6 protein-coding genes are annotated in these 7,005 nt (G+C 64.3%); all 6 read right to left on the bottom strand.

Going from position 1 to position 7,005, the window contains the following annotated elements; translation table 11 throughout:
- Window positions 1-1,655, bottom strand: a 1,655-nt coding sequence (locus CHR90_RS00070; protein ID WP_141210821.1) for a DUF2793 domain-containing protein, incomplete at its 3' end; no start/stop codon positions are given.
- Window positions 1,656-1,667: 12 nt separating this feature from the next.
- A complete protein-coding gene (locus tag CHR90_RS00075; protein ID WP_094406483.1) occupies window positions 1,668-2,906 on the bottom strand; it encodes a peptidase G2 autoproteolytic cleavage domain-containing protein in 1,239 nt (412 codons plus the stop codon).
- Between the two features lie 115 nt (window positions 2,907-3,021).
- On the bottom strand, window positions 3,022-3,795 hold the full coding sequence (locus CHR90_RS00080; RefSeq protein ID WP_170941225.1) for a putative phage tail protein: 774 nt from the start codon (window positions 3,793-3,795) through the stop codon (window positions 3,022-3,024).
- Window positions 3,796-3,799: 4 nt separating this feature from the next.
- Window positions 3,800-4,885 (bottom strand): baseplate J/gp47 family protein, encoded by a 1,086-nt coding sequence (locus CHR90_RS00085; protein WP_212668569.1) that lies wholly within the window; start codon window positions 4,883-4,885, stop codon window positions 3,800-3,802.
- A 1-nt stretch (window position 4,886) separates the two neighbouring features.
- Entirely contained in the window at window positions 4,887-5,495 is a 609-nt protein-coding gene (locus CHR90_RS00090; RefSeq protein ID WP_094406487.1) for a phage GP46 family protein, read from the bottom strand.
- Window positions 5,496-5,554: 59 nt separating this feature from the next.
- Entirely contained in the window at window positions 5,555-6,685 is a 1,131-nt protein-coding gene (locus CHR90_RS00095) for a hypothetical protein (RefSeq protein WP_141210823.1), read from the bottom strand.
- Window positions 6,686-7,005 lie beyond the last annotated feature (320 nt).

Here is a 7,005-nt window from a genome sequence, read left to right on the forward strand (position 1 = left end):
GTCAGCCGATAATGGTAGGTATTGCCGACCTGATAGGTGCCCATCGTTACCGCGCCGGAAATATCGGTCCGCGCTTGCTTGGTTTCCGTGACGCCAATCAGCCGACTGTTTTGCAGGGTCCGCCCGTTGAAAAGCTGCGCAATCGTCGTTTTCCCGAGGGCCGTTGTGCCGCCCGCCGCCGCTGACGTCATCAGATGATCGGCGTCGGCGGGCGTGGCGCGCGCGGCGAGATTGGCGACGAGCAACCCCATGTGGATTTGGCCGGGGGTGCCATCGGTCTTTATGATCACAAAATGCGCTGCCGAGGCCGCCAGTTCGGCAGTTAGGCCGGGTAAGGCGAGCCCGTTGAACGCGACCGTCGCCGTTGGTCCCGCCGTTGTAACCGAAATCCCCTTCAGCGGATCGCCCGCAACCGTTCCGATCCCGCTGCTGCTGCCAGAGCTGGCGGAGGTCAACCGCCCGAATTGATCGACGGTCAGCGTGGCATTCGTGTAGGTGCCGGGGGCAACGCCGGAGGTCGGCAGCTTGTGAACATGGTCGGCCCGCGCCGCCGAGGTGGCCGACCCGACCGCCGCGACCGTGCCGATGTCGGCAGGGGCCGCGCCGGTCAGCCCCGTCGTTCCGGCCAGCAAGGTTGCCAGGCTGGCGCGGCGATGGGCGCCTGCCGAGGCGTCATAGAGCGCCACCTCATCGGCGGGATCGATGGCGCCCGCAAGGCCGGTCAGACCGGGGATCGTCACCGCTGGGCCGGTCGCGCCGAAGACTGACGCGATCCCACTGCCGACCGGCGCCAGCACCTCCTTCCAGTTGGCCAGGACCGAGGCCGGATCAGCGGCCAGCAAGAACGTCTTCGACAGGTCGGTACGGACGCAGGCGTCGCCCTTTTGCGCCGTCAGCGCCAGCATCGCGGCTTCGCTGCCCGCTTCGAAAATATCGTTCAACGCGATGGCCGGAAGGTCGCCGGGCGCGATTTTATTATCCGCCCCGCGCGTGACGACGCCACCGACGCCGCTCGTCGGCAGCAGTGCCGCCGCGCCCAGGCCAAGCAGCGCCCGCACCGCCGGGGCATCTGCCCCACCCAGCAGCGCGAGACCGAAAGCGGTCGCCGCCAGCGTGGCAAGACTGCCGCCCGCCTTCTGCACCAGCCCATCGCCGCCGAGGCCCGCCAACGCCAGCAGCAGGGCCGGAACCGCCGTTAGCTCGCCGAAGGCATGGCTATGGGCGGACGGCGGAAAAAAATCCGGCTTGCCGGTGACAGCCCCCCAATCGACGGCCCCCGCGCCGACCGCCTCCACCCAGGCCGACCCGCTCCAGCGCAGCAGCTTGGCGGCGGCAATGTCGATGACGAGCGCGCCGTCGGTCGGCGGCTCGAAGCTCCAGGCATTGACCGGCGCGGCACCGGACGGAGTGCCGACCCATTCGGCGATCTGGCCGGTCTTCCCCGCGAAAGCCCCGCTCGGGCTGCCCCCGATCAACCAGCGCTGCTGATGGGACGGTGCCACCGGCGGCGTATCGAGCGTCGCCAGAACCGGTTGACGCCACGCCGACCCGGCCAAGCGCAGGATCATATTGTTAAGGATAAAGGCCGCGTCGCGCAGCACGGTGCCGGTGCCATCGTCGGCGACGGCACCGGGGTAGAGCAATTGGGTGTGCATGGGGGAGGTTCCTTAGCGGATGAAAATCAGATCAACGCCGTCGGCTGCCGGGCGCATGACGCGCCAGCGGTCGCCGAGCGGCTGGCCCTGGCGCACCGGCACCTGCCCGAGCAGGCCGACCAGCACCCATTCCGGGCGCTGAGAGCGAGGAATGTAAGGGCGGGTCGGGTCGTACTCGGGATTCACGGCATGGCTACGGTACGTCTGACCGTCGACATCCACCGTTTCCGTCCAGATCGGCGCCCCGAAAGCATCGGTGACATGCAGGTCCGCCCAATAGGCTTCGGCGGCATTGCCGATAACGCCTGGCGCTCCCAGCGGGCGGGTGACGCCGATAATATCGCGGGGATCATCCGTGGCCTGGGCTGCGCGCACTTTGGCACCGTCCAGGACAACCGATACCCCTGCCTCCAGAGGAGCGCCGTCCACCGTTTCAAACCATTCCGCATAGTCGGCCGCTTGCAGGGTGGTATTCGCCGCAAAAACGCTGCCGTCTAGGGAGACGGCAAACTGCCGTTGGGTGCCGTTCTCCGCCGCATAATGTACGAAATATTTATCGGGGGTCGGGCTTTGCAGCACGCTCCCTTCGTAAACATTGTCGAATGTCCCCGGTACGCTGGCACTCGTACCGCCGCGGATAACATAGGGATGATTACTGCTTAACCCCGCCGTCGTCCCGCCAAGGACACTTATCCCGCCTTTATGGACCGCTAGAGCGGCGGTGCCGTCGCCTGAGTGGGCGAGATGGACACTCCCTCCTGTCCACTTGGCGTTTGTGATGCTAGCGCCGGTCCCAATCGCAAAAATATGATCTTCGATTGCCGGAAACGGCGGTGGTTCAACCGGTGGGGGCGGCGTTGGGGCGTTCAGGGTAAACTTACCCCCCTTGATCGTGCCGGTGACATTGCCGCCGTCCCGAACGAACTCGATTTTGCCGATTTTATCGTCAATCATCGGCGGCACGAGAATATTGATCAGTTCCCGCGCAATCCGATCGGCAATCTTCTCAATCGCAAGCCCCAACTGCGTCCAGTCGGTATACTCCGGCACCAGCCCCGCCTTCAGGATGGCGTTGCGGATACACTCGGTAATCATATTGGCCCAATAGGCGCGGAAAGGCGTGCCGAGGAACCCGGCTTCAAGGTCGCAATCGACAAAAAAGCCCGGCTTATCGTGGATCGAGCCGGGCGGCGGAATATCGTGGGGGTTCGGCACGACCAGCGTCGTGTCGGCATCGCGCAAGCGATCCATGCGGAAAACTCCTGATTATCGGCAAGAAGGAACTACGACGCGACCGCGCCGCGCCGCTTACGCGGCGGAAGCCAAGGGAGGCGGAGGCCTCACGCCCGGCGCCTGAGGGACCAAATTAAAAACAGCGGTCGGGGTCGCTGTTCTGGCAGTAGCTAGAGCCGTAGCGGAAGAAGACGGCGGTATGGGCGGGCTTGAGGCGCTGGAACAGGCATTCGAGCATCGCCTGCGCTTCCGGCAGCGTAACGCCCTCTTCCAACTCGACGCAGCGAACATGGACGATCCAGGTACAGCAGCACCCGGCGCGATGCCCGCCGCGCAGGCAGCCTGCCCCGAGGGGAAAGGGTTCTTCGATCTGAATATCGAAACCCAGCAGTGCCGCAAGCTCGGTGAAATAAGGCACGCTGGCGCCGCCGACGGCATTTTCCTTGGCGACGATGCGCTGACGGCGGGCGTCGAGGCCCGTCACCTTCGGCATGCAGATGTCGGGAAGCCCGAGCCACACCTCCCAGCGCGCCAGCAGTTCGACCAGCACGCGCGGGTCAAGCTCATTCAGCAGGCGGCAAACGCGCTCTTCGAGGTGCCAGCCAGAAACCCGGCCTTGATCGAGATCGAAGGTCGGCCCCGTCTCCGAAAATGCATCGTCTGTGCTGTCGAAGCTGACCTTATCGGCGGGCGATGGCAGAGCGAACATCGCCGCTATGGCCGTCATCAGCTTCACTTGCACACTCTCCGGCTCGCGCGGCCAGACTTCGCCACGCGGCAGGAGTTGCAGAAGCAAATGCAGATAGGCGTCGAGGCCAAGCCCACAGGCCGGGCGGACAATCGGCGTCGGGTCGGTCCAACGTTTGATCAGGCAGCGGCACAAGACCGAGGGGGTAAGGGCTGCCATCGCCTTACACCCACGTAATGCCGCCGAAGACCGGCAGTTGTTCCGGTCCAATCGGCACATTCGCCGCCGGGCTGAGGGGCACATGGTCCCACTCGCCCGCCGCAATTGAGATCGCCTCGCGCACATGGCTGACCAGCAACGGAGAGCCGGGGGCGCCATCCCGCAGGATCATGTCCTTGAGTTCGGCGATGATTGCCGCGCGCACATCCGGGATCGCCGCATTGCTCTCCGGCACCAGCGACTGCACGATAAAATCCACCGGCACCGGGTTCGGCGCTTTGACGATGACCATTGCCGTCACCGGGCGGCGGGTCTCGATATGAGCTTGGACGTTCGCCACATCCTGGGGCAGCGGAATGCCGTCTGGATAGCTGTCGTCCATCGTGAACAGCACCCGGACCTGACAGGGCGGGATGACCCGCACCCAAGCGCGCGTGACGCCCGGCACCTCCAGGGCCCAGGCGATGTAATCATGGGCGGCACCGCCGTGCGGGGCGAGCTGCACCCGCGCGCGCAGCCGGGCGCGGAGGCTCTCGTCCGTCTCAAGCTCCGCCCCGCCACCAAGGCCCAAAGGCCCGACCGAGGCGACAGACGCCACGCCCGCCACGCCAGAAGTGAAGCGCACCTCCGTCCCCGGCGCGGCATTGCCCGCCGCCCCGAGGGTCAGCGCTTCGACCGCAACCGAGCCGGTGCCATCCGCCCCGATCAGCGCGGACGCTTCCACCGCATATTCCGCCTGGTCGCCGCGCAATAGCCGCGCGCCTGCCGGAATCACCGCCCCTGGCTGCCCCGTCACCCGGACGCTGCCTGCTGCTGGCGTCGCAGGCTTGCGCAGCAACCCGCGCCACGCCGCATGCCGTTCCAGCACATCGCCGGTCGCCCGGTCGGGCAGTACGGCTTCGGCAATGCCGTCGAGATAGCCATAGACCTCGTGCAACCCGCCCGCCAGCACAGCGGCGATGACGGAGAGGTTGTTCCAGCGCAGGCGGCTATCGGCGCCAGGCAGACGGGCGTTAATCTCGGCCTCTGCCTGCCGCATCAGATCGTCAATCGACGGGCGGATCAGGCCCAAACTATTTGCCGTCGGCATCTCAGGCTCCCGTCAGGTCAAAGGAAAGGGCGGTCAGCGAGAAATCGACCGTCGTGCGGTCAAAGGTCACGCGCACCTTGGGCGCGGGCGGCGGGGCGCCGCTGCCGGAGTTACCGTCCGGCAAACAGAACTCGATCCCCTGCCACGCCCAATCAAAGCGAATATCGAAGCCGGACTTCTTCGGGCGATAGAGCTTCACTTCCAGCGCCAGCCATTCGTCGCGCGGGATGAAGGCATTGACCTTCACGCGCTCGGCAACGCCATCGGCGACCAGCCACGCCAGGGCTTCTTCGGCATAGAGCTTTGCCCGGCTGACCACGGAAGCAAGCTGCTTCTCCCGGTGCAGCAGCCAGAGCCGCGAGCCAATCGGCTGCGGCAGGAAGCTATCCGCCCACCAGCCGCGCCGGTCGCCCGACAAGCGCACCGGCTCTGGCAGCCCCGGCCCCACAAGGTCATCGGGCAGAATATCGTCATCCAGCGCGCGGCGATGGGTGAACAGCGAAATCAGGACGGACGTGAACAGATCACAGTCCGCCAGCAGCGCCGGGGGCAGCAAAGCCCAGTCGCCGCGAAACCGGGTATTATCCCAGCGCGTCGTAATGTCGGGCATCAATGTCTCTTTCAGAAAAACGCTCCCGGCGGCGTTCTGGCCGGGGGATAGCAGAGCGGTCAGGGGTAGCTATGGATGGTTCGGCCCCTCAGCACGTCGAGATAGTCTTCGCGCCGGAGCTGCCTGCGGAGGGCGAGGATGTCGATTTCCGGGGCGGGCCGGTTCATCAGTGTTACGCGCAGATCAAGCAACAGCGCCTCCTGCGAGTCTTGAAGCTGTTTCAGCGTTACCGGCGCATCGTCCGGCCCGGGCGGCGGGGGGCGCTCGATCCGCTGCCGCCCGTCCGCCTCCGCCACCAAGCTTGGCGGCGGGGAGAAAGTCAAATTGATCCCCATTTGTTCTTTTGACGGCAGCGCGGGAGATTTAAATGTGGGCGGGGTCGGCACATCGAAACCCAGCGCCGGATGCGGCTGTGCGGCCCGCCCCTCCCGCCCGCCGTCATAGGGCACTGGGGTGGGAGTTGGGGTGAGCAATGGCTCCGGCAGTGTGAAGACCGGCAGCGGATTAACCGGCTCGGGCAAAGACGCCCCGCGACGCGCCCGGACCGACGCCATCTGCTGACGCTTCACTGCCTCCTCCGGGGTCAGCGTCGTCAGGAGCTTATTGTTAATCGTCTGCACCCCGGCATCGTTCACCAGGCGCAACCGATCCATCGACGCAACCTCAACGCCGAAAGGCGCGCCAATCCGGGGATCGCCGCGCAAAACGCCCAAGTAGTGCTGCCATTTTTGCTTCTGTTCTGGCAAGAGGTCGGCAAAATCGGTATCGCCGAATAATTCCCGTAAGGCGGGCGAGTCGAGCCGGGCTTTGTCTTGCGTCAAAAGCGCGAGCACCGACTCAGGAGGAAACATCGATGCCACGCGCATAACATCGGGGTGGAAAGAGACATTCTCACCCTTGGGGCGATAGTCCATCCCCGGCACGGGTTGGAGTTCTTTCCCTCGCGTCAAATAAAAATCAAGCGCCTGAGGGCGCTTATAAATTTGCGAATAGGCGGCGGCGGTATTTTGTCGCGCAGCGGCATCGACAAACTTTCCAAAATGCTCGTTGAAAACATCGCCCTCGAACGTGCCGATATCGCGATAAGGTAAGTTTCGGTACCAAGCGACAAACTGATTCAGCAACTCGAAATTGTTTTTCTTCAGGCTATTAGCCGCCGATCCGGCCCAGTGTTCAGGATCGAGGGACATGTCCTTTGTGCTGTCCACAACGTCTTTAATCAAGGGTTCCGCATTATCTTCGGGGATTCCCTTCTCAAGGACGTCATCGACAATCCTCAATGCCAATGTATCGGAAGCATCTTGGAACACAATTGGGGTTAATGGCCGCCCTTTCCGAATGGCCGCCAGCATCATGCTAAAGCGGACATAATTGGCCAACGCCCCTTCGCCCTGATTGATCTGAGTGGCGAGATGGTACCAATTCGGCACCGCAGGCTTAATCGCCGAGTTGGCACGCGCAATAGCCGGACACCTCGAAAAACCCCTCGCGTCGGGGTTGGTGACGTGAT

The organism is Elstera cyanobacteriorum (assembly GCF_002251735.1).
GTDB lineage: Bacteria > Pseudomonadota > Alphaproteobacteria > Elsterales > Elsteraceae > Elstera > Elstera cyanobacteriorum.